We start from the raw sequence: 20,185 nt of genomic DNA on the forward strand, positions 1-20,185 counted from the left end.
GCTTCCCTTGTCCGAGGTGAGGCGCACGGCATCGCCGCCGTGCTCGAACGCGCCGGGGTGCGGCGGCCGATCCTGCTGCACGGCGCCGACGTCACCGTCTGGCCGTTCGTCGGGCTTGCGCATCGCAAGCGCTGGTCGACGCGGGTCGGGCTGGAAGACGGCAAGACGCTCGCCGACGGAACTGTGGCGCAGGACAATGCGGAAATCGTCGCTGCTGCCGTAGCAATTTTTCGCGGTGCGCCCGCGGGCTGAGCAGCGGAGAGGCGCCTCAGGTCTGCCCGGCCGGTGCTGTCCAGCTGCGCAAAATGTGTTTCTGGATCTTGCCGGATGCGGTGCGCGGCAGTGCATCGGTGAGCAGGAATTCCTTCGGCACCTTGTAGCGGGCGATGCGCTCGCCGCAGTAGCTTGCCAGATCACCCGGATCGAGAACGCAACCTGACTTCAGCACGACAAAGGCGCGCCCGACTTCGCCCCAGCGCTCGTCGGCGATGCCGATTACTGCTGCTTCGGTGATGTCGGGATGGTCGAGCAGCGCCATTTCGATTTCGACCGGATAGACGTTCTCACCCCCGGAGATGAACATGTCCTTGAGGCGGTCGACGAGGGTGACGAAACCTTCCTCATCGCGCCTGGCAATGTCGCCGGTGCGGAACCAGCCGTCGGCGGTGAAGGCGCGGGCAGTCTCTTCCGGCCGGTTCCAGTAGCCCGGCGTGATGCTGGGGCCGGACAGCCATATCTCGCCTGGCTCGTCGGTGGCGACGTCGCGGCCATCGCCATCGACGATGCGCAGGCCGATCATCGGAGCCGGCAGACCGGCCGAGCCCGGCTTGCCTGTGATCCGGTCGGCCTCGACCGGCATGCCGAGCACGGTGCCGGCCTCGGTCATGCCGAAACCATCGGCCATGCGTACGCCTTGTGCCAGCCACCAGAGGATGTCGGCAGCAGGATTGGGCGCGCCGCCGGTGAAGATAGCAGTGAGCGAGGTCCAGTGCGCAGGCGCGAAATCGGGATGGTCGCGCAGCATCCTGGCCATCTGCGGCACGCAGAAATAATGGGTGATGCCAAGCGCAGGATCGGCGAGGCGGCGGTTGGTAACGCCGGCGTCGAAGCCGGACGAGATCAGCACCGTGCCGCCCTGCAACAGCGGTGGACGCAGGCTGGTGATGAGGCCGATGACATGGAACATCGGCGCGTCGCAGAGGAAGACGCTGGCATTGCCGACCCGCCCCAGCACGCCGAAATTGACCGCGGTGGCGAAGGCGTTGGCCTCGGTGATAACAACCCCTTTCGGCCGGCCTGATGTGCCCGACGTGTAGAGGATGATCGATGGCGCATCGCTGGCCGGCAACGGACGGCGCGCTGCCGGCACCTGCGCCTCGACCGCCGCCGCGAAGGCAGTGACTTCGATTGGCGTGCGGCCCGTGGGCAGCACCGTTTCAAGGACGGTGTCATGCAGCAGCAGGACCGGATCGCAATCGGCCAGGATCGCCTGCCGTTCGGCACTGGCGAGCCGCCAGCTGAGCGGCACGAAGATGGCGCCGAGCCGCATCGCTGCCTGCTGCAGGATGAGGAGGTCGGCGCTGTTGCGCGCAAGCGTGGCGATCCGTTGTCCCTGTTCGATACCATAGCCGGTTTCGAGGACCCGGACGGCGCGCTGGATGGTCTCGTCGAGAGCGGCGTAGGTCCAGCGCCGGCCGGTTGCCAGATCAACGCAGGCAATACGATCCGGCTGCGTCCCGGCGTGCAGGGCCACGGGATCTGGCGTCGTCCAGGCCGGCATTCGCATCTCCTCCCAGATTGCGTCGGTGGGTTATCGCGCCTTGTCGTAGGCGCCGAGACCCGGCTTGTAGCTCTTTTCGTCGATAAACTGGCGGATGCCTTCCTTGCGGCCGTCATTGTCGTGGGAATTGGCCGCCTCCTGTGCCCGCACCAGATAATCCTCGGCATTGTCGTAGGTCATCTCGGCGACGCGGCGGATGGCGTCCTTGGTTGCCTTCAGGGCAATCGGGTTCTTCTTCAGCAGCACATTCGCAACCTCGGTGACGCGCGCCTTGAGATCGGCCAGCGGCAGGCTTTCGTTGACCAGCTTCCAGGCGGCGGCCTTCCTGCCGTCGATGAGCTCGCCGGTCAGCGCGTGGTACATGGCGTCGCGCATCGACAAGAGGTCGACCACCACCTTGGTCGCGCCGCCGCCGGGCAGGATGCCCCAGTTGATCTCCGACAGAGCGAACTGCGCCTCGTCGGCGGCGAAGGCGAGGTCGCAGGCGAAGAGGGGGCCATAGCCGCCGCCGAAACACCAGCCATTGACCATGGCAATGGTCGGCTTGCCGTACCAGCGCAAGCGCCGCCACCACCCATAAGCTTCGGACTGCGCCTTGCGGATGGCCCCAAGCCCCTTGGCTTCGGTCTCGCGAAAATACTCCTTGAGGTCCATGCCCGCCGACCAGGCGCTGCCTTCGCCGGACAGAACCAGCACGCCGACGTCGTCGCGGAATTCAAGCTCGTCGAGAACCTCCATCATTTGCCGGTTGAGCGCCGGGTTCATGCAGTTGCGCTTGTCCGGCCGGTTGAAGCGCACCCAGGCGATGCCGTTCTCGACGTCGAAGGCAACGGTCTCTTCGGTCATGGTCATGTCCTCCCATTCCGCCTTTAATATTAGTAGAAATTGCTATGCTGCATAGCTATCGTGTTTGCTATGTCGCATAGTCTTTTTCGCTTGACAAGGTCTTTGATCGCGGTGATCGCTTGCAGCATGGACGATAAAAAGGTTCACACCAGCCGCAGCGCGCCAGGCGCTATGGCCGAAGACGCACTCGATGCGCAGATCGGCTACAATCTCAGGCGCGCCTCGGCCTTTGCCTTGAATGATTTCGCGGTCGAACTGACTGACGCGGCGCTGCGTCCGGTCACCTATGCCATGCTGGCGCTGATCGACGAGAAGCCCGGCATCCGCGCCGCAGAACTGTGTCGGCTGCTCGGCATGAAGAGCGCCAACATGGCGCCGTTGCTCGCTGAACTGGAAGAACGCGGACTGGTCGAACGCGACGACCATGCGGGGGACAAACGCGTGCAGGTGCTTGCCCTGACGAAGGCCGCCAGAGCGGCCATGCCCGGATGGCGGCAACAGGTTCGCCGGCACGAGGACCGGTTCCTGCACAGGCTGACGAAAAAGGAGCGGGCAACGCTGCTGCGGTTGCTACGCCTGATCTGGACGGACGACGACTGAGGGGGGGCTGCCTCAGCGGTGCGGGATAGTCACTGCGTTATCTCTCACCCAGAACAATCCGGATCGCCTCGTCCACCACCGGGTGCAGCCCACTCGCCTGAAAGGACAGGCGGTTGCCGGAGCCGACATTGCTGGTCATGGCGATGGTCAGGCTTGAGAGCGGGTCATGCAGCATGACGGCGACGTAGCCGGGGATGCTGCCCTGATGGCCGTAGAAGGCGCGGTCGGCGTAGGCGCTCTGGAACATGCCGGCACCGGTCTCGCGCATGCGGGTGCCGGGGAAGCTTGCCGGCACGCGATGTTCGAACATCTCGGCGAAGAAAGGCTGCGACAGCAGTTTTCCGGAAAACAGGCCGCGCATGAAAGCCACCATGTCCGAGGGTGTCGACACCATGTCGCCGCAGCCATAGGCGGCGCCGAACGGGAAGGAATCGGAAGAATCCTGCAATTCGTCGGAGTAGGGCAGAACGCCGTCCATGCGCCACATCTCGCCGCCCGAGGCGATGTCGGTGGGTGCATTCGCCGGCGGCGGCGGCCGGTGGTAATAGCCGCGCACCATCGATTTTTCCGGGAAGGCTTCGGTGGCCGGCGACCAGGTGTTCTTCAGGCCGAGCGGCTGCAGCACGGCGCTCCTGACATAGCCGCCCAGCGACTGGCCGGAGGCGGCCTCGATCACCATGCCGGCCAGCACATAACCGGTGTTGTTGTAAACGGCAGGTCCGTCAGGCGCTTTCTGCTTGTCGGAGGCGAAGGCGATGTCGACCAGTTGCTGCGGCGTCCACTGCCGGCTCGGGTCCATCGGAATGTAATATTCGAACTCCGGCAGGCCGCTGCGGTGGTTGATCAGCTGTCGCACCGAAATGTCGTTGGCGCCGGGCAGATCCGGGAACCAGGAAGAGATCGGCGCGCCGAGATCGAGCTTGCCGTCCTGGGCGAGTTTGACCAAAGCGGCGGCAACGAAGGTCTTGGTGCAGCTGCCGATCTTGAACAACCGGTCGGGCAGGATGGAAACGCCGTGCTCCCGGTCGGCCAGGCCTGCGGTTACGGCGGTCGGTGCGGCGCCGTTCAGGGCGTATGCCAGCGAGGCGCCCACCGCGCCGTCCGCGAGATAGGCATTGAGGAGGGCGTTCAGGTCTTTACGCATGGATTCTGCTTTCGCCGCTAAACTGCTGGTTTCATACATGTCGGTGCGCCCTCGGGCCGAGCCCGAGGGCAGGGTCGCCAAGCTTCACTCAGCCATGTCGACCGCGGCAAAATTCTGCCGGCCAAACGGATCGAGCACGTAGTTGAGCACGCTCTTGCGGATCGGGATCGCCACCACCGAATGCGCGATCGGCGCCACCGGTACCTCGACCTTCAGGATCGCCTGCGCCCTGGCGTAGATGTCGGCGCGCTGCTTGGGATCGGCGGCGACGCGGCCTTCCTGCAGCAGCTTCTCGAAGGCCTGATCGCACCAGCGTGAGCGGTTGGAGCCGCCCTTCACGCCGTCGCAGGAGAGCAAATAACTCAGCATGTTGTCGGGGTCGCCATTGTCGCTGCTGCCGCCGAGCAGGTAGGCGTCCTGTTCGCCCGCGGCGGTGCGCTTGAGATACTCGCCCCATTCGAAGCTGACGATCTCGGCCTTGACGCCGACTTTCGCCCAGTCGGCCTGGATCATCTCGGCCATGCGCTTGGCATTGGGGTTGTAGGGGCGCGACACCGGCATCGCCCACAGGCTGATTTTCAGGTCGCTTTCGTGGCCGGCGTCCTTCAGCAGCTTCTTCGCGCCGTCCGGATCATAGTCGATGCCGGCGTCGGTGACGGCGCCGATCTGCGCCGGCGGCACGACGCTGCCGGCCACCGTGCCGGCGCCGGCATAGACGGCATCGACGATCGCCTTGCGGTCGACGGCCTTGGCCAGCGCCATGCGCACGCGGACATCGCCGAGCGGCTGGTGCTCGACATTGAAGCCGAGGATGCCGATGTTCTGGCCCTTGAGGTCGAGCACGGTGATGTCGGGATCGGTGCGTAGATCGGCGACGGCGCTTGGCGGAGGCGGTGCGGCGACCTGGCACTCATTGGCCTTGAGGCGCTCGACGCGGGTGGTCGGCTCGGGCGTGACGGCGAAGACCAGCGTGTCGATCTTCGGCGCGCCGCGCCAGTAATCCTTGTTGGCGGCGTAGCGGATCTGGCTGTCGGGGACATAGGCTTGCAGCACGAACGGGCCGGTGCCGACGGGTTCAGAATCGATCAGTTCCGGCGTGCCGGCAGCGACCATCTTTTCGGTCTGTTCCAGCGACAGGATGGAGAGATAGTCGAGCGCGATGCCGGGCAGGAAGGTGACGTTGGCCGCCGTCAGAGTGAAGCGCACCGTGTGGTCGTCGACCTTGTCTATCTTGTCGATGAGCGTGCCCATGCCCAGCGCATTAAAGTACTCGTACGCGCCGCCGCCGAGCTTGTGGTAGGGATTGTTGGCGTCGCGCTGGCGATTGAACGTGTAGAGCACGTCGTCGGCGTTGAAATCGCGCGAGGGCGTGAAATGGTCGTTTGACTGGAATTTCACGCCGTGGCGCAGGTGGAACGTGTAGGTTTTGCCGTCGGCTGAGACCTCCCAGCTTTCGGCCAGCGCCGGCCCGACTTCCGTGGAACCCGGCTTGAACTCGACCAGCCTGTTGAAGATCGTCTTGGCGGCGGCATCCATGGTGGAATCGGCGGTGCCGATCGCCGGATTGAAGGTCTCGGGATTGGCTTCCGAGCAATAGACCAGGGTTTTGGCGTAGGCCTGCCCGCCGAGAAGGACGGATGAGGCCAGCAGGGACGAGGTAAGCACTGCGCGCAGAACGGATTTCATCGCAAACGCTCCTGATGACACTTTACGGGTTGAGGAAGGGAAGGTCGGTGGACTTCATGGCGTCGCCGCCGGGGTGATGAAACGGTCGGGCGCCAGCGCCGCCGTGCTGACGCCGCGTGCCGCGAGATCGTCGGGCAGGGGCTGGCCGCGCAGCAGCGCCGAGCCCTGCCGCGCCAGCGGCAGCGAGACCTGGAAACCGAAGCCACCCTGGCCGCCGAGCCAGAAGAAACCGGGCAGGCGCGGGTCGAAGCCGACGACCGGACTGCGGTCGGGTGAAAAGGTGCGGAGGCCGGCCCAGGGCGTCGAGGGACGGCCGATGCGCAGTGATGTCGCCCGCTCGATGCGGTCGACGGCGATGGCGACGTCGATGTCTTCCGGCCAGGCGTCGCAGGGTTCGGAATCGGTTTCGTCGGCCAGCGAGCCGATCAGCCTGCCGGCGTCCGGCTTGAAGTAGAACTGTTCGTGCAGGTCGACCACCAGCGGCCAGTTGGCTATGTCCGTGCCAGCGGGCGGATCGAACAGGAAGGCGGTACGGCGCTTCGGCCGGAAGCCGAGGCCGGGAAGGCCGGCCAGCCCCGCGACGACATCGACCCAGGCGCCGGCGGCGTTGACGACGATGTCTGCCTGATAGGCGCCGGCATTGGTGGCGACGCGGAAGCCGGCCGCCGTGCGAGTGATCTCGCGAACCGCTTCGCCGGTGCGAATAATACCGCCGCCCGCCTTCACCACCGAGGCTGAGGCCGCCAGCATTTTTGCCGTGTCGACATCGAGCGCGCCGGGTTCATGCACGCCGCCGCAGGTTGTTTCGGTGGCGATGACCGGCACCAGCGCGTTGACTTGCGCCGCCGACAGGCGCCGCACACTCGGCACCAGCGCCTGCATCTCGGTCGCCATGCGGTCGACCGCTGCACTGTCCTGGACACCGCCGACATGCAGCGCGCCGCGCCGGTGCGCGGCAAAGCCGCCATCGACGATCGCTTGCCGGCTGGCCAGCGACAACGCCCGCACCAGCGCGTTGCCGTAGGTTTCGGAAAACAGCGCCGCCGAGCGGCCGCTGGCGTGGTAGCCGAGATGCGGCTCGCGCTCGAGCTCGGTGACCTCGGCCCAGGGCTGCACGGCCGCCGCCAGCGAGAGGCCGGCGATACCGCCGCCGATGATGACGATTTTCTGGGAGGACTTCGACTGCATTCGATAGGCGTAGAAATAATTTCGTATCCAGTCAATATTTAGCGTATAAGAAAATTGTTAGCGTTGTTGATAGCGGCAGGGAGTTGAACTACGTAGGGTAGATCAGCGGCGAGAGCGAAGCCGCGCCATGGAGTTGACGATGTCGGAGCAACCCAACCTCGGTGATTGCCTGCGCGGCCTCAGGAAAACGCATGGCTGGACCTTGCAGGAGGTCAGCACGCTGACCGGGGTCGCGGTGTCGACGCTGTCCAAGGTCGAGAACGACCAGATGTCGCTGAGCTACGACAAGCTGCTGCAGATCTGCGAGGGGCTGGGCATCCATGTCACCGAGCTGCTCAGCGGCGACCGCAAGCAGCCGTCGGCGCGCACGCGGCGATCGGTGACCTCGCAGTCCAACACGCTGCGCCAGCTGACCCGCAACTACGACTACCGCTATCTGGCCACCGATCTGGTGCGCAAGCGCATGGTGCCGATCCACGCCTATGCGCGCGCCCGCACGCCGCAGGAATTCGGCCCGCTGACCAGGCATGCCGGCGAGGAATTCCTGATCGTGCTCAAGGGCGAGATCGAACTCCATACCGACCAGTACGCGCCGGTGCGTCTGAAAGAGGGCGAAAGCGTCTACATCGATTCCACCATGGGCCACGCCTATTTGTCTGTCGGCGAGGGCGACGCCGAGATGCTGTGCGTCTGCTCCGGCGACGAGCCTGATATGGAAGGCACGCTGCTGAGTGTGCTGGAGACGGTGGAGGGGTAGGGCGGGCAGGCCCTAACATTCCCGATATTTGCGCCGCCCCTCATCTGGCTGCCGCCATCTTCACCCCGTGAACGGCAGGGCTATCGCATATGGAATTCCTGAGATGTCTGCCCGGCACGGACCCCCACCCCTAACCCCTCCCCACAAGGGGGAGGGGGACTTCCGTTGGCGCTGACCAGGAGAATCGCCTGTCTTTTCGGCGCCAAGAAGAATTAAAGGCACGCGGCAGCGTTCCCTCCCCCTTGTGGGGAGGGTTAGGGTGGGGGTCCGTCTTCGCAAGAATCCGTATGCGATTCCCCCTGCCGTGAACGGGGAGAAGGGAGCTCTTATCGACGGGGCGGCGCTGGCTTCAACAATTGAGCGGCCCCACTACAGCGCAATAACCCGCCCCACTCCTCGCCGTACCGCTTCGCGGTAGGCCAGGTCGGCCGCCACCATGTCCTCCATGGCGACACCCATGGCCTTGTAGACCGTGATCTGATCGGCGCTGACGCGTCCCGGCCGCAGCCCGAGCAGCATGTCGCCGAGTTCGATTCCAGTTTCAGGATCGAGGCCAGCGAGTTCGCAAGAGCCGACCGGCGTTGGGGCAAAGGCCTCCCTGGTCTCGACGAACAGGCTGGCCCTGCCGATAAGCTCGACCGGCAGTTCGCCGCCGGGCGGGGCGACACCGACCGAGGAGACATGGGTGCCGGGCCGTACCCAGTCGGCCGAGATCACCGGTTCGTAGGAATGCGTTGCCAAGCAGACAACATCCGACGAGCGCACCGCGGCCTCGATATCGCTGACGGCGACGACCCCGGGATGCTGCGCGGCAAGCGCCTCGGCATCCGAAAATTCCTTCGAGACGACGCGGATTTCGGCAAAGTCGCGCACCAGCGGCAGAAGATTGAGATGCTGGCCAGCCTGCACGCCGGCCCCCACCACAGTCGCGACCTTGGCGTTGCGCCGGGCGAGTTCGCGCACCGAAAGTACGGCCGAGCCGGAGGTGCGCACGGCGGTGATATAGGTGCCGTCCATGACGCAGACCGGCATGCCGGTATCCGGGTCGAACAGATGGATCGTGGCGAGGTGGCTGGGAATGCCTCTGGCGATGTTGCCCTCGAACACGTTGACGATCTTCACCGTCAGATGCATGCCCGCCGTCCAGGCCGGCATGGCCAGCGAATAGCCGGCCTGCGGAATGTCGAGCTGCGGCCGCGCCGGGCTGGCCACCTTGCCGCCGGACAGTGCCTTGAAGCCGCCGGCCAGAGCGTCGAGAAGCTGGCGCAGATCGATGCAGGTTTTCACCTCGGCCTCGCTCAGGATGAGCACCGACGTGTCGCCCTTGGCTTGGGCGCTGCGGGAAATCGACAGGGCTGATGTCATGGTCTTGCCTTGATCGGGGGTTGCGTTGCCCGTCAACGGTATTGCCACCTGACAGCGTGATGAAAGATGTTGTTTTTGCGATTTTGGCGTGATTATCACGCTTCTCTTGGCTCAAAGGCGTGAATCCTAAAATGGACGATCTCGACCGTATCGACCGCTCGCTGCTGCGCTTGCTACAGGAGGATGGGCGCCGTACGACGCTCGATCTGGCGCGGCGGGTCGGCCTCTCGCCGACCGGGGCGGCGCAGCGCGTCAAGCGGCTGTTCGCCGAAGGTTTCATCCGCGCGGTGCGGGCCGTTCTCGACCCGGCCCGGATCGGGCAGGCACAGCTCGTCTTCATCGAGGTGCGGCTCGACCACACGGCGCCGCATGTCTTCGACCGCTTCGCCGAGGCGGTGTTGCAGGCGCCGGAGATCATCGAGTGCCATATGGTGGTCGGTGGCTTCGACTATCTGGTCAAGGCGCGCATCGCCGACATGGCGATGTTCCAGGATTTTTTGCAGCGGGTCATCCTGCCGCTGCCCGGGGTGCGGGAAACGCACACCTACGCCTCGATCGCCAATGTGAAGCCCGACGCCTTGCTGCCGATCTAGACCGGCGGCCGTTCCCCCGCATCCAGCAGCCACTGCCGCACGGCTTGCGTCGGCTCGGGGTGTCGCTGCTTTCTTGGCATCACGACATAAAAATCCTGCGTGCCGCGCATTTCACCGCTGACGGGCTGGACCAGCCGGCCGGCGGCGAGGTCGGCGGCGACAAGGAAGCGGCTGGCCAGTGCTATGCCCTGGCCGGCGATGGCCGCGTCGATGGCGAGGCTCGTCTGGTTGAAGCGCATGCGTTTCAGCTCCGTCGTCATCTTTAGGCCCACCGCCTTTTCCATGAATTCCGGCCACAGATTGTGGGCGTCGTGCAGCAGGACGTGATGCTGGATTTCTGCGGCCGCGATCCCGACCGTGCCGGCCGGAAGCAGGGCAGGGCTGCAGACGGCGATGATCTGTTGGGGAAACAACAGGTCGACGATGAGGCCGGCGCCGAAGGGCGGGCGGCCCTGGCGCACCGCGATGTCGACGCCATCGGCCTGAAAGCTCGACAGGCTCTCGCTGGCCAGAACGCGCAGGTCGACCAGCGGATTGTGCGTCACAAAATCCTGCAGCCTGGGGATCAGCCATTTGGTGGCGAAGCTTGGCGTCACGCTGATCGTCAGCCGCGCCGGTTCGGGACGAAGCAGCAGTGTCGCTTCCGAGATCAGGTCGAAGGCGCGGCGGATGTTCGGCACATAAGCGCGGCCCTCATCGGTCAGCGCCAGGCCGCGCGGCAGCCGCTCGAACAGTTTTGTGCCGAGGTCCGCCTCCAGCCCGCGGATGTGCTGGGCCACCGCCCCTTGGGTGACGTTGAGTTCCTCGGCCGCGATGCGGAAGTTGAGATGGCGCGCCGAGGCTTCGAAGGCGCGCAGCGCATTCAACGGCGGCAGGCTGAGGAAGGCTTCGGGCATGCAGGAGTTTTTCTACAGGTTGATTTCAGGCATTCTGGTTCGAACCGATGCGGAAAACCAGCTATATCAACGCTCAATTCCCGAAAACACCGTTTGCGGTGCCTGACAACCCGAGAAGGAAAATCCAATGAGTGTAGAAAAAGTGGCTGTTGTCGTGGCCGGCGGCAGCGGCATGGGTGCTGCGGCGGCGAAGCGGCTGGCGGCGGACGGCTTCAAGGTCGCCATCCTGTCTTCCTCCGGCAAGGGCGAGGCACTGGCCAAGGAACTTGGCGGGCTCGGCGTCACCGGCTCCAATCAGTCGAACGACGATCTGCAGCGCCTGGTCGACCTAACGCTCGAGCGCTATGGCCGCATCGACGTGCTGGTCAACAGCGGCGGCCACGGGCCGCGCGCGCCGATCCTGGAGATCACCGACGAGCAGTGGCACACCGGCATGGACGTCTATCTCTTGAACGTCATCCGGCCGGTGCGCATCGTGGCGCCGCAGATGGTCAAGCAGAAGGGTGGCGCTATCATCAACATCTCGACGGCCTGGGTGGTCGAGCCGAGCCCGATGTTCCCGACTTCGGCTGTGTTCCGCGCCGGCCTTGCCGCCTACACCAAAATCTTCGCCAACACCTATGCATCAGAGAATGTGCGCATGAACAATGTGCTGCCCGGCTGGATCGACAGCCTGCCGGCCACCGAAGAGCGCCGTGACAGCGTGCCGATGCAGCGCTACGGAACTTCCGAAGAGATCGCCGCGACCATCGCCTTCCTGGCGTCCGAAGGCGCCGGCTACATCACCGGCCAGAACATCCGGGTCGACGGCGGCATCATCCGCGCTATTTGAGGGCGTCGATCGGACGGGGGGCCGATATCTCCAAGGAGCAATAAATGCGGCTTTTGATACTCGGCACCGGCTGGATGGCGCAGGAACATGCACGGCGCTTCAGCGCCATCGAGGGCGTCGACATTGTCGCCGCCGTCGATGTCGATCGGGGGCGCGTCGGCGACTTCGCCGACAGCTTCAACATTCCCAACCGCTTCACCTCGCTGGAGGAGGCGCTGACGTGGGGCGCCTTCGACGCGGTGGCCAATGTCACGCCGGACCGCATCCATCACCCGACCACCATGATGTTGATCGCCGCCGGCAAGCCGGTGCTGTGCGAGAAGCCGCTGGCCGAAAATTTTAGCAAGGCCACCGAGATGGCCGACGCCGCCGAGGCCGCCGGCATCGTCAACATGGTGAACCTGACCTATCGCAATGTCGCCGCACTCCAGAGGGCCCGGCAGATGGTGCAGGCGGGCGAGATCGGCACGGTCAGGCACGTCGAGGCGTCCTATCTGCAAAGCTGGCTGGTGTCGAAATTCTGGGGCGACTGGCGCACCGATCCAAAATGGCTGTGGCGCCTGTCGCGCGGCCACGGTTCGAACGGCGTGCTCGGCGATGTCGGCATCCACATCCTCGATTTCGCCAGCTATGGTGCCTCGCTCGACATCGACCATGTCTTCTGCCGGCTGCGCAGCTTCGACAAGGCACCCGGCAACCGCATCGGCGACTACGGGCTCGACGCCAATGACAGCTTCGCCATGACACTGGATTTTTCCAATGGCGCTTTCGGCGTGGTGCATGCCAGCCGGTGGGCGACCGGCCATCTCAACGAGCTGCGGTTGCGAATCTATGGCGAAAAGGGCGGCATTGAGGTGGTGCACAATCTCGACGGCTCGGCGCTCAAGGTCTGCGTCGGCGACAATGTCGAGAACGCCATATGGGAAGAGGTCGACGCCGGCACGGTGGCGACCAACTACCAGCGTTTCGTCGATGCGGTGCGAACCGGCGTGCAGGCCGAACCGTCATTCCATCATGCGGCCGAATTGCAGAAGGTGCTGGATCTGGCTGTCGTCTCGGACGAGAAGCGTGCGGAGCTGAGGGCGAGCGCGGATACGCATTGAGGGAAAATAGCCAGCCGCCAGAGGCGGTCAGGAGTGCGGTGGCGCCTGATCTAGCCGCGCGCGTCTGATCAGTGCGCGGCCGATCGGTTTCGGCGTCTCGCTGCGCAGCACCAGCGCTGTCGTGACCGAACCGTGACGCGCCACCGCGTCGACGATGGTTTCGAGCTGCGCCGGCGAGGGAACGAGGACCTTGAGAATGAAGCAATCCTCGCCGGTCAGCCGGTGCACCTCGGTGATCTCAGGCATCTCGGCGAACTGCTTCAGACAGGGGCGGATGTGCTCATGCGTGGTGCGCACCCGTATGATGGCCATCATGCCGAGGCCAAGGGCCGTCGGATCGATCACCGCGGTGTAGCCGGCAATGACGCCACGCTCCTCCAATCGTTTCACCCGCTCGGAAGTCGCCGGCTGTGACAGGCCGACCCGGCGGCCAAGCTCGGACATGCCGATGCGGCCGTTCTCCTGCATCGCTTCGAGAATGGCAATGTCGGTCGGATCGAACGCTGCGCGCTCATCGCTGTTTTTCATGGTCACCTTGAATCCATCGGAAATGCCCGGGCTTCCCCGATGGTTTCGTATTTCCGTTGCCGGAGCAAGGCGTCAGAATGCCCGCTCGATCGATAGGAGCAAGGCGACATGACGCACTTCATTATCCTGCCCGGCAGCGGTGGTTCCGGTCCGGCGCATTGGCAATCGCGCTGGGAAGATGCCAATCCGGCGATGCGGCGTTTCCAGCCGTCAAGCTGGGACCTTCCCGATTTCACCGACTGGCTGGCGGCGCTGGAGCGGGCGGTGAGCGAGGCGCCCGAGCCGCCGGTGCTGGTCGCGCACAGCCTGTCCTGCCTGCTGATCGCCCATTGGCAGAAGATCTCGCGGCGGCCGGCCAAGGCGGCCCTGTTGGTCGGCGTTCCCGACCCGACGTCCGCCGTCTTCCCTGGATATGGCATGGCTTTCGCCGAAATTCCGCAAGGGCGATTGCGCTTTGCCTCGCTGGTGGTAGCCAGCACAAACGATCCGTATGGCTCGCCGGAGTATGCAGAGGCGAGGGCGACGCAATGGGGCAGCCGCCTTGCCGTCATCGGCCCTGCCGGCCACATCAATGCCGAGAGCGGATTGGGAGACTGGCCGGAAGGCCTCGATCTTCTCGAAGGGCTCGTTTCCGAGGCCCAGGGGTAGCGTCAGCCGCCATTCACCAAAGCAAGAATGAGTTTTTGCAGATTGCCGCCCTGGCCGAGTTCGACGCGGTCGAAATCGCGGCTAGCTTGCCGCTGCGCCTGTGACAGCTCGGACAAGCGCCTGGTCATCTCGGTGCGGATCTTGCTGCATTTGGCATCGTCGGCAACGCTGAGGCCGACGGTCGCCGTCTCGATCTTGCGCACCATGTCGATGATATCGGCGCCGTGCACCTTCTCGTGGGCGCTGACGCCGGCGATGAAAATCTCCCAGTTCCTCTGGATGGCCGGCGGCAGCGGCGCCGAAGGGCTTGGCAATGTGTAGGTGATGATGAGCTTCGGCCGCGCCGTCGCCAGCACGCAGGCGCCGGCCCGCGCCTGATAGTCCCGGGTCCAGGTCAGCTTGAAATTGGTGTGGGCAATGGCGCGGGTGATGCCGAGCTTCGGACCGTTTTCGCCGATCGAGCGATAGAGTTCCGGCCCGGACTGGCCCGATATGGCGTAGGTCTCGACCTTCTCGACAGGCTTCCAATCGGCATGGGCGGCGAGCGGCAAGGCTACAAGCGCGGCGATCGACAGACACAGACGAACACAGGCTTTCAATGCCACTCTCCGCGAAATCAGGACCGGCGCCGAACCAGGCGATGCCACCGGATGGCTTTTCCTATATGCTGCCTGCGGGCACCGCAATTGCCGGAGGGGGAAGTCATGAGAGCTGGATATCTCGTCGTCGCCGGTGCGTTGGCGGTCCTGCAGGCCATGCAGCCGGCCTTCGCGGCGTCCTGCGGCGGCTGGGCCGCCAAAATGGAGGAAGACGAGGGCGGCAGCGTGCTCACCGCCTCGGTCTGCGGCGGGCCGAAAGGCGATGCGCATCTGATGCTGACCTGCTTCGACACGCCGGTGCTGAGCTATGACCTCGGCGCCACCGGCCAGCAGCTGGAGCCGGGCATCAGCGGTTCGTTCGAGTTCAACGCCGACGGCAAGGCGGTGACCAAGACCTTGCAGTTGGAGGCCATGTACAACTATTTCGTGGCGGACCTGGCCCGGGCCGATCCGTTGCTGGACCTGCTGCGCGGGAAGGGCGATGTGCTGGTCAGCGCCGCCAAATACGGCCAGACCAGTTTTCCGCTGAAGGGCTCCAGTGCCGCCATCGGCAAGGTGCTGGCGCAGTGCGGCAAGGCAGCGCCTGCGGACGGGGATTGAGCGGCGGGCGGCGGCCCGCGCGCCTTCGTCGCCCCGGCGGTGACTGGCGTATAGCGGAAGGCTTTCAGGCTCTATTCAAATCGCCCGATAAAGCAGATATAGGTCAGCTAGGTTGACCTAAATAGAATTGTCGCGGGAGGCGTGACTTGACCCTTATGAACCTGTTGGCTTCGCGCTCGTCGCGCATGAAAGCGTCCGAAATCCGCGAACTCTTGAAGCTGCTCGACCAGCCGGACATCATCTCGTTCGCCGGCGGCATTCCCGATCCGGCGCTGTTTCCGGCCGCAGCGATCCGCGACGCCTATGCCGATGTGCTGGGTGGCCCGGAGGCGGGTGCGGCGCTGCAGTACCAGGTCTCGGAAGGTTATCTGCCGTTGCGGCAGTGGCTCGCCGGGCAGATGGGCAAGCTCGGCGTTGCCTGCGACGAGGCCAACATTTTCATCACCTCCGGCTCGCAGCAGGCGCTGGATTATCTCGGCAAACTGTTCCTGTCGCCAGGCGATACGGCACTGGTGACATGGCCGACCTATCTCGGCGCGCTGCAGGCTTTCAACGCCTATGAGCCGCGCTACGACCGGCTGACCCCGGCCGGCGGCAACATGACGCCCGATGCCTATCGCGCGGCCGCGGCTTCGAATGGCGGCAAGGCCAAGTTCGCCTATCTGGTGCCGGATTTCGCCAACCCGACCGGCAACACGCTGGACCGAAAGCAGCGCGAAGCGGTGCTCGACCTTGCCGGCGAACTCGACATCGCCGTCATCGAGGATGCCGCCTATCGTGCGCTGCGTTACGACGGCGAAGGCGTGCCGCCGATCCTGGCGCTCGACTGTGCGCGGTCCGGCGGCATCGACAAGGCGCGCACGCTTTATTGCGGCTCGTTCTCGAAAATCCTGTCGCCGGGCATGCGCGTCGGCTGGGTGTGCGCGCCGCGCCATATCGTCGAGAAGCTGGTGCTGATGAAGCAGGCCTCGGATCTGCACAGCCCGTCGATCAACCAGGTGGTGATGCACCGCGTTGCCGAAACGGCGTTCGACGGCCAGGTCGAAAAGCTCATCGGCGCCTATCGCGAGCGCCGCGACGGGCTGCTCGCGGCACTGGAAGCCCACATGCCGGACGGCGTGACCTGGAGCCGTCCGGAAGGCGGCATGTTCGTCTGGGCGACGCTGCCCGAAGGCTCCGACGCCACCGCGTTGCTGGCGCGATCGGTAAAGGAGGCGCGCGTCGCCTTCGTGCCTGGCAGCGCTTTTTATGCCGATGGCACCGGGCGCAACACGCTGCGGCTGTCCTTCACGCTCGCCGACCGCCGGGCGGTGAGCGAGGGCATCCCGAGGCTGGCGGCCATCCTGAAGGAATAGGCTTCCGCCGGAATTCAGCAGGCCCGGTGTGGTTCCTATGCCGGCACGTTCATCAGGTGCTTGAGCTTGGAAAGCCTGGTGCGAGCCAGCTTGCGAAGTTGTTTTTCGAACCCTTCCTCGCCGGTTTCGACGACGAAGACCAATGTCTTGAAGTCCAGCATGAACTCGTCGATCGCTGCTGTGACCTTGTCTGATCTGCCCTTGAAACGACGCAGCAATACGTTCGCTTCTTCGACATCGTCGGCACCAGCTCTGTCGACGAGCGCTTCGAGCCTTTGAAAACTATCCAATTCCAATTCCTCCCGGCCGCGCCACAAAACTTGGCTCCGGACAAAAAGTTCCAAGCTGAACGGGATTTGCCTGCCCGGCGCATCATGCGGCTTGCGTAACAAACAGCTCGCCGGCGGGCTTTTTTCGTTCCGGTGGAACCTCCGCGGCAAATCGGAGTTCTCACCATGTCTGCCCCCCCGCAGACAAATGAAAGCCTCTTGTGTCGGCTTTCCAAAGGCCCGTCGGATCCCCTCCCGGCGGGCTTCTTGTTTGAAAGATGGATCATGGGAACCATCAGTGGGCTTGCGGCGCGCGACGGTCATGCGTCCGCATTGACGGCGTCCTGTCCGAACCTAAATTCGAAAGCCTCACGAGGAGGAGTTTGCATGGAAACCCAGGAATTGCATCGCGGTCGGCTCATCGACCATATCCAGCTGGTGGTCAGGGATCTCCCGGCCAGCCGGCGTTTCTACGAAGCGGTCTTCGAGGTGCTCGATATCCCGATCGGCGGCACCGGCGACGGCTATTTCTGGGCCGACGAGTTGTTTATCTCCAGTGCCGACAGCCCTGCAGCGTTGGGAAAATTCACCGGCCGCCATCATCTCGCCTTCCAGGCAAAGGACCACGCCATGGTCGAGGCCTTCTACAAGGCCGGGCTCGCCGGCGGCGGCAAGGACAATGGCGCGCCGGGCGAACGGCCCTATCATCCCGGCTATTACGCCGCTTTCCTGCTCGACCCGGACGGCAACAACATCGAAGCCGTCCATCACGGTCCGCACACGCGCAGCGCCGCTTCGGTGAAGATCACCTTCTAGGCTGGAGAGATGCCGCTTTGCGTTGCCAATTTGGTGGCGCCGATGCTAACCGTGCAGATGGCGGGCGGGAATCGGCATCGAAGCAACGCGCGCCAACAAATGTCTCGATAAAACTCCCATTACCCACCGTGGAGACTATTTTTATGCATAGCCTAACCAAGGCGATCCGTGCCGGCGCACTTTTATTTGCGATCGGGACCATGGGTTTGCCAACCATATTATCGGTTGCTTATATCTCGTCGGCGCAAGCTCAGGAGGAGTATCTTCCGACCCAGAAGGATTTTGTCGGCAAATGGAAACTGAACGGTGGAGCCATCCGGCCGCCGCGCGACATGCCGGATGCGCCCACGCCGGAACAAGAGGCTGCCGCCAGTGAGTTCCAGCAGACAGTGACCGCGTTTTACGGCGCGTTCGACTATCTGGAAATCACAGCGGACGGCCGCTACAACTTTCACCAGCCCGGTGATCCGGCGTCGGGGCTCTGCGTCTGGTGCGGAACCTGGTCCTTTGCCAGCAGTTCGGCGTGGCTCAAGCTGGAAACGGCGCCCAGGCTGGATATCTACGCCAAGGACGGCGACATACAGATGACCTACACTGCCGAACCTGACGAAAAATCGAAATACGCCTGGCTGGTTTTCGGCTGGACGAAGGTCGAGTAGGCGGCGGCGCTCACTGCATAGACGTTTTGACGGGTCGCTTGCGTTCGCTTCGTCATCCTCGGGTCTGCGCCGCGTCGCTTCGCTGCTGCTTCGCCCGGGATGACGACGTTGGAGCTTTTCATCTATCTCGTATCCTCGTATACGAGATGGCCAGCTGCCCGAGGAGCCCGTTATGAGTCCACTGCCTGAAACCGTGCCGTTTTTCAGCCAGTGGGAAACGCCGGACATGACGATGGACGTGCTCGCCGACGGCGCCCAACTGGCGCTCAGGCGCGATCCCCTATGGCAGGGATCGGGAGCGGAAACGCTGGACGAATATGCGGTCTGGGCCGCTAATATCTGCGGCATGGCATGCCTGAAGATGATCCTGGCGACGCGCGGCGAAATCGTGCCGACGATCGAGCTTGCCAGACGATGCACTGGATATGGCGGCTATGTCGTCAAAGACGGTTCGATCAAGGGGCTGATCTACGCGCCTTTCGTCAGCTTCGTGCAGGAGGTCTTCGGCCTGCGGGCCGAGGTGATGACCAATGTCGCGACAGCGGACATACCGGCGATCCTTTCGCGGTCGCGTTTTTTCATCGCGTCGGTCAGCAGTTCCATCCGCTGGCCCGAGCGCGAGCCGCCCTCGAAGGGCGGCCATCTGGTGCTGGTCACCGCTGCGTCGGACGAGAGTTTCCGTTTCCACAATCCGTCCGGCCATATCAGCGCCACACAGGCAAACGCAGTGTTGGCGCCAGCCGATTTCGACCGTTTCTTCGCCAATCGCGGCATTGCCGTCGCCATTTGATTTTTTGACAGTTGAGGAATTTCGATGACCGCTAAGACAAGGGTAGCCATCCTCTATGGCGGGCGTTCGGCCGAACATGACGTGTCGCGCCTTTCGGCTGCCAATGTGCTGAAGGCGATCGACCGGACACGCTACGACATCGTGCCGATCGCCGTTTCCCGGAGCGGCAGATGGCTGCTGCAACAGTCGGCCGCCAACGACGGGGCAAGGGCGCCGGCATCCGAGGACGGCATCGAGGTCGCCCTGCTGCCCGGCGGCAAGGGCAGGCTGGTCGCCATATCGCCGGATGGAACGCAGCCTGATCCCGTCGATGTCGTCTTTCCCGTCCTGCACGGGCCGTTCGGCGAAGATGGCTCGGTGCAGGGCTATGCGGAAGTCGCCGATGTCGCCTATGTCGGCTGCGGCATCCTCGCTTCGGCCGCGGCCATGGACAAGGAGATCGCCAAGCGGCTAATGCGCGAGGCCGGGCTGGCGGTTGCCCGCTCGCTGACCTTGCGGCGCGGTGAGCGCGTGTCCTTCGAGGATGTCGCGGCAAAGCTCGGCCTGCCGGTGTTCGTCAAGCCGGCGCGCCAGGGCTCATCCTTCGGGGTCAGCAAGGCAACCGACAGCGCCGGCTTCACCGCGGCCGTCGAGGCCGCTTTCCGGCATGACAGCAAGGTTTTGGTGGAGGAGTTCGTTGAAGGCCGCGAGATCGAGTTCTCGGTACTGGAGCGGGCCGACGGCACGCTGACGGTGTCGCTGCCCGGCGAGATCATTCCAGCCGGCAAGCACGGCTTCTACACCTATGAGGCCAAATATCTCGATGTCGACGGCGCGGTGGTCAAGGTGCCCGCCGATGTCCCGGCCTCGGTTGCCGACAAGGCCAGGGAGATGGCGCGGCAGGCCTTTCAGGCGCTCGGCTGCGAAGCCATGGCACGCGTCGATTTCTTCCTGCGCGCCGACGGCAGCCTGCTGGTCAACGAGGTCAACACCATTCCCGGTTTCACCGACATCTCGATGTACGCCAAGGCGCTGGCGGCATCAGGCATCGGTTACAGTCAGATCATCGACGTGCTGATCGAGCACGCGCTGGCAAGGCATGCAGGGCGCTGATCCCGTTCGGGAGCGGAAGGGTCACTGGTCAAGCCTTGA

The 20,185-nt window shown here is 64.3% G+C and carries 22 protein-coding genes and 1 pseudogene; 13 read left to right on the plus strand and 10 right to left on the minus strand.

The genetic code is table 11. The features are described 5' to 3' along the window. Window positions 1-21: 21 nt before the first annotated feature. Window positions 22-252 (plus strand): annotated as a pseudogene (locus tag NKJ06_RS15400) (3-keto-5-aminohexanoate cleavage protein); the annotation flags it as partial. Between the two features lie 16 nt (window positions 253-268). Here the strand turns inward: NKJ06_RS15400 and NKJ06_RS15405 are convergent. Next, window positions 269-1,786 carry an AMP-binding protein gene (locus NKJ06_RS15405; RefSeq protein WP_502905620.1) on the minus strand — a complete coding sequence of 506 codons (1,518 nt, stop codon included), beginning with the start codon at window positions 1,784-1,786 and terminating at the stop codon, window positions 269-271. A 24-nt stretch (window positions 1,787-1,810) separates the two neighbouring features. After that, the gene (locus NKJ06_RS15410) at window positions 1,811-2,632 is read right to left on the minus strand and encodes a p-hydroxycinnamoyl CoA hydratase/lyase (RefSeq protein WP_502905621.1); all 822 of its coding nucleotides are present in this window, start codon (window positions 2,630-2,632) and stop codon (window positions 1,811-1,813) included. 120 nt (window positions 2,633-2,752) lie between these two features. On the opposite strand from NKJ06_RS15410, the gene NKJ06_RS15415 reads away from it, so the two are divergent. Further along, window positions 2,753-3,226: a MarR family winged helix-turn-helix transcriptional regulator gene (locus NKJ06_RS15415; protein ID WP_352633856.1), complete on the plus strand. Its 474-nt coding sequence runs from the start codon at window positions 2,753-2,755 to the stop codon at window positions 3,224-3,226. A gap of 37 nt (window positions 3,227-3,263) precedes the next feature. Here the strand turns inward: NKJ06_RS15415 and NKJ06_RS15420 are convergent, their stop codons facing one another. The 3 genes from NKJ06_RS15420 to NKJ06_RS15430 all read right to left on the minus strand — a co-directional run bounded on the left by NKJ06_RS15420 (window position 3,264) and on the right by NKJ06_RS15430 (window position 7,244). After that, window positions 3,264-4,370 (minus strand): serine hydrolase domain-containing protein, encoded by a 1,107-nt coding sequence (locus NKJ06_RS15420; protein WP_352633854.1) that lies wholly within the window; start codon window positions 4,368-4,370, stop codon window positions 3,264-3,266. Window positions 4,371-4,454: 84 nt separating this feature from the next. Then, window positions 4,455-6,056 (minus strand): ABC transporter substrate-binding protein, encoded by a 1,602-nt coding sequence (locus tag NKJ06_RS15425; RefSeq protein WP_352633852.1) that lies wholly within the window; start codon window positions 6,054-6,056, stop codon window positions 4,455-4,457. Window positions 6,057-6,110: 54 nt separating this feature from the next. Beyond that, complete coding sequence (locus NKJ06_RS15430; RefSeq protein WP_352810140.1) at window positions 6,111-7,244, minus strand: NAD(P)/FAD-dependent oxidoreductase; 1,134 nt, start codon at window positions 7,242-7,244, stop codon at window positions 6,111-6,113. A 139-nt stretch (window positions 7,245-7,383) separates the two neighbouring features. Between NKJ06_RS15430 and NKJ06_RS15435 the strand changes: the two genes are divergently transcribed. Next, window positions 7,384-8,001: a helix-turn-helix domain-containing protein gene (locus NKJ06_RS15435; protein WP_352633847.1), complete on the plus strand. Its 618-nt coding sequence runs from the start codon at window positions 7,384-7,386 to the stop codon at window positions 7,999-8,001. Between the two features lie 369 nt (window positions 8,002-8,370). Here NKJ06_RS15435 and NKJ06_RS15440 read toward each other — a convergent pair whose 3' ends face one another. Next, on the minus strand, window positions 8,371-9,402 hold the full coding sequence (locus tag NKJ06_RS15440) for an ornithine cyclodeaminase family protein (protein ID WP_352633845.1): 1,032 nt from the start codon (window positions 9,400-9,402) through the stop codon (window positions 8,371-8,373). A 95-nt stretch (window positions 9,403-9,497) separates the two neighbouring features. Here NKJ06_RS15440 and NKJ06_RS15445 point away from each other — a divergent pair, with 95 nt between their 5' ends. Then, window positions 9,498-9,959, plus strand: coding sequence for an Lrp/AsnC ligand binding domain-containing protein (locus tag NKJ06_RS15445; protein ID WP_352633843.1), 462 nt, complete (start codon window positions 9,498-9,500; stop codon window positions 9,957-9,959). Here the strand turns inward: NKJ06_RS15445 and gcvA are convergent. Continuing rightward, the gene (gene gcvA / locus NKJ06_RS15450) at window positions 9,956-10,855 is read right to left on the minus strand and encodes a transcriptional regulator GcvA (protein WP_352633841.1); all 900 of its coding nucleotides are present in this window, start codon (window positions 10,853-10,855) and stop codon (window positions 9,956-9,958) included. The two genes, NKJ06_RS15445 and gcvA, sit on opposite strands and share 4 nt — an antisense overlap. 127 nt (window positions 10,856-10,982) lie before the next feature. Here gcvA and NKJ06_RS15455 point away from each other — a divergent pair, with 127 nt between their 5' ends. Further along, a complete protein-coding gene (locus NKJ06_RS15455) occupies window positions 10,983-11,687 on the plus strand; it encodes an SDR family oxidoreductase (RefSeq protein WP_352633839.1) in 705 nt (234 codons plus the stop codon). Window positions 11,688-11,731: 44 nt separating this feature from the next. After that, window positions 11,732-12,790: a Gfo/Idh/MocA family protein gene (locus NKJ06_RS15460; protein WP_352633837.1), complete on the plus strand. Its 1,059-nt coding sequence runs from the start codon at window positions 11,732-11,734 to the stop codon at window positions 12,788-12,790. A gap of 27 nt (window positions 12,791-12,817) precedes the next feature. On the opposite strand, the gene NKJ06_RS15465 is transcribed toward NKJ06_RS15460, so the two are convergent. After that, window positions 12,818-13,318: an Lrp/AsnC family transcriptional regulator gene (locus tag NKJ06_RS15465; RefSeq protein ID WP_352633835.1), complete on the minus strand. Its 501-nt coding sequence runs from the start codon at window positions 13,316-13,318 to the stop codon at window positions 12,818-12,820. 108 nt (window positions 13,319-13,426) lie between these two features. Between NKJ06_RS15465 and NKJ06_RS15470 the strand changes: the two genes are divergently transcribed. Then, window positions 13,427-13,966 carry an RBBP9/YdeN family alpha/beta hydrolase gene (locus NKJ06_RS15470; RefSeq protein ID WP_352633833.1) on the plus strand — a complete coding sequence of 180 codons (540 nt, stop codon included), beginning with the start codon at window positions 13,427-13,429 and terminating at the stop codon, window positions 13,964-13,966. A 2-nt stretch (window positions 13,967-13,968) separates the two neighbouring features. On the opposite strand, the gene NKJ06_RS15475 is transcribed toward NKJ06_RS15470, so the two are convergent. Further along, complete coding sequence (locus NKJ06_RS15475; protein ID WP_352633831.1) at window positions 13,969-14,565, minus strand: DUF922 domain-containing Zn-dependent protease; 597 nt, start codon at window positions 14,563-14,565, stop codon at window positions 13,969-13,971. Between the two features lie 105 nt (window positions 14,566-14,670). Here NKJ06_RS15475 and NKJ06_RS15480 point away from each other — a divergent pair, with 105 nt between their 5' ends. Then, complete coding sequence (locus NKJ06_RS15480) at window positions 14,671-15,165, plus strand: hypothetical protein (RefSeq protein WP_352633829.1); 495 nt, start codon at window positions 14,671-14,673, stop codon at window positions 15,163-15,165. Window positions 15,166-15,320: 155 nt separating this feature from the next. Further along, window positions 15,321-16,520 carry an aminotransferase-like domain-containing protein gene (locus NKJ06_RS15485; protein WP_352633906.1) on the plus strand — a complete coding sequence of 400 codons (1,200 nt, stop codon included), beginning with the start codon at window positions 15,321-15,323 and terminating at the stop codon, window positions 16,518-16,520. 35 nt (window positions 16,521-16,555) lie between these two features. Here NKJ06_RS15485 and NKJ06_RS15490 read toward each other — a convergent pair whose 3' ends face one another. Then, window positions 16,556-17,113: a hypothetical protein gene (locus tag NKJ06_RS15490; protein ID WP_352633827.1), complete on the minus strand. Its 558-nt coding sequence runs from the start codon at window positions 17,111-17,113 to the stop codon at window positions 16,556-16,558. A gap of 63 nt (window positions 17,114-17,176) precedes the next feature. On the opposite strand from NKJ06_RS15490, the gene NKJ06_RS15495 reads away from it, so the two are divergent. The 4 genes from NKJ06_RS15495 to NKJ06_RS15510 all read left to right on the plus strand — a co-directional run bounded on the left by NKJ06_RS15495 (window position 17,177) and on the right by NKJ06_RS15510 (window position 20,146). Then, window positions 17,177-17,605 carry a VOC family protein gene (locus NKJ06_RS15495; RefSeq protein WP_352633826.1) on the plus strand — a complete coding sequence of 143 codons (429 nt, stop codon included), beginning with the start codon at window positions 17,177-17,179 and terminating at the stop codon, window positions 17,603-17,605. Window positions 17,606-17,805: 200 nt separating this feature from the next. Next, window positions 17,806-18,264 carry a hypothetical protein gene (locus NKJ06_RS15500; protein ID WP_502905622.1) on the plus strand — a complete coding sequence of 153 codons (459 nt, stop codon included), beginning with the start codon at window positions 17,806-17,808 and terminating at the stop codon, window positions 18,262-18,264. Window positions 18,265-18,436: 172 nt separating this feature from the next. Next, on the plus strand, window positions 18,437-19,054 hold the full coding sequence (locus NKJ06_RS15505) for a C39 family peptidase (RefSeq protein WP_352633825.1): 618 nt from the start codon (window positions 18,437-18,439) through the stop codon (window positions 19,052-19,054). A gap of 24 nt (window positions 19,055-19,078) precedes the next feature. Further along, the gene (locus tag NKJ06_RS15510) at window positions 19,079-20,146 is read left to right on the plus strand and encodes a D-alanine--D-alanine ligase family protein (RefSeq protein ID WP_352633823.1); all 1,068 of its coding nucleotides are present in this window, start codon (window positions 19,079-19,081) and stop codon (window positions 20,144-20,146) included. Window positions 20,147-20,185: the final 39 nt, after the last annotated feature.

The sequence above is a fragment of the Mesorhizobium sp. M0293 genome (genome assembly GCF_040321735.1).
GTDB lineage: Bacteria > Pseudomonadota > Alphaproteobacteria > Rhizobiales > Rhizobiaceae > Mesorhizobium.